1 protein-coding gene and 1 pseudogene are annotated in these 2151 nt (G+C 39.3%); both read right to left on the reverse strand.

Annotated features, from left to right (window positions below; genetic code table 11):
* Positions 1-268 precede the first annotated feature (268 nt).
* Positions 269-1177 (reverse strand): annotated as a pseudogene (locus tag H5300_RS26405) (IS5 family transposase).
* A 98-nt stretch (positions 1178-1275) separates the two neighbouring features.
* Complete coding sequence (locus H5300_RS26410; protein WP_182797330.1) at positions 1276-1929, reverse strand: response regulator transcription factor; 654 nt, start codon at positions 1927-1929, stop codon at positions 1276-1278.
* Between the last annotated feature and the right edge of the window lie 222 nt (positions 1930-2151).

Consider the following 2151-nt stretch of genomic DNA (forward strand, 5'->3'; position numbering starts at 1 on the left):
GGTTGTATTGCTTCCAGTTGGTTGTTTTGTAACGAGGCTTAGGCATAGGACTACGAGAGAGAGTGGAGGTAGCTGATCAGATCGTAGGTTCTTGATTTAGTTCCATTGAATTACGCAACAAAGCCAATATCAGGTCACCTTTCAAGGGCTTAAATTCTAATACGTCAGTTTGAAAAAGAACTGCAATCTGCATTTTTGTATTTATGTTGGCGTAGTTGATCAAATAGGCTCGAAGATCAACGATGCCATATATGACTAGCCGCTAGGGCTAGCTTCTAACAGGCATACCTAGTCCTATGACTTTGTTTATAGCTTTGACATTCGCCATGATTTCACCCACTTGAGCGTTGTAACATCTCAAGCTCAATTTACCGTTGGTTAGCCCTTTATATCGAGACATTGCGGTCTCCGATATTGAACGATAGTGGTAACCAGACTCAGATTTCCACTCCGCTATTGTTCCATTTTTTAGAACCTCTACAGCTTCGTTTCTGGGAGGCCCATCCTCCCAAAGCGCCGCATTCTTTCTAGGCGGTATCAGCGGAGTACAACCCTTATTTTTCAGAGTCTCATAGCAGTTTTTAGTGTCATATGTTCCATCAGCAGATACAGTCTGGATCATTCTACGCAAGGGGTTGAGTAATGTTGGTAGCACTTCGCTATCGCCAACGCTTACAAGACTAACTTCTGCCCCAATAGCCTCATGAGTATCTACATCAACAGCTAAGTGCAGTTTGCGCCATGTTCTACGTTTTTCTGCACCATGCTTTTTCACTTTCCATTCACCCTTGCCAAAGACTTTAAGGCCGGTCGAGTCAATGGCTATATGGTGAATAGCTCCTCTGGATTTATTGCGATATTTGACCTGAACTGTCTTCGAGCGCTTGCTGATACAAGTGTAGTCAGGGGACGTCAGTGGAACATCTAATAGCTCAAAGATTGAGTCGATAAAACCTTGAAGAGCACGCAATGGTAGAGAGAATATTCCCTTAATCATCAAGGCGGTTTCAATCGCTGTATCAGAGTACTGAAAGCCTCTACCACGCTTGCCATGATGGGTTTTGCATTTCCATGCATCTATGGCTGAGTCATCTATTCAAAACGTAACCGAACCACGTTTACATAGAGCCTTATTGTACTCTGCCCAGTTAGTAATCTTCTTTTTCGCTTTGCCCATGTAACCACCGTTCTAATCATCACAAAGGATCAGATCGCAGATCTTGGTAAAGGTTCAACTGATTTAGGCAACAACGTCATTTATGTTCATAATTTCAACTATATGTCTGGTTGTATAATAGTCTCTAAACTATTGATAAAATGTGCTTTTCTTATCGCTTCTTTTCTATTAGTGACATTTATTTTTTTGTATATGTTGTATACGTGCGTTTTTACCGTACTTTCTGAAATAAATAGTTCGCTTGATATCTCTAGATTTGAATCTCCTCTGACAACTCGTTTAAATATCTGAGCCTCTCTTTTCGTCAGGTTAGACAGTATTACCTGAGACTTGAAAGTATAAGAGCACGCATTGGATAAAATATGTGACATCAACTTCCTAGGGAGCCATAGATCGTCATCACATACTGTTTTTAAACAACGTGTAAGGTGTTCAATAGGAGCATCTTGATAAATCATCCCCTTTATATTAAATAGGTTGAATAGTTGCATTACGGTAATACTCTGTCCGGTAATGTCTGCGGGAACGTCATAGACTACCCATTTACTGGACTCTATTTTTGATAAGATGATGTTGATATCTTCGATATTTTCCAAGAGTAAGTAGCTAATGAGAACGACATCGAACGCTTTATGATGACGAGAGCGCTCAATGCTTAAAATACATTCTCTGCTAAAAGAAAAATCACTATATTTTCCTATTTCTCGTTGAATAAACTGGTTGTTAATACCGTTGTCACCTACCAGGAGTATGTGCTTTAAATTATTTTTATTAGTCTCCTAAAAGGTTAAAACCACCGACTTTAGTCGGTCAGCTTTAGCTATGATACTTTACAACTCTGTACATAGGTAAGGGCGGGATCGAACTTTATTCATTGAAAATAAAGGATTTATTTTACAGGGAACTTTTTTAGATAATCACGATCTGATCATGAAGTAAAAAAACATGAGAAATTCGCACATGATTATCATTGA

The organism is Vibrio sp. SG41-7 (assembly GCF_014164465.1).
Taxonomy (GTDB): Bacteria; Pseudomonadota; Gammaproteobacteria; order Enterobacterales; family Vibrionaceae; genus Vibrio; species Vibrio splendidus.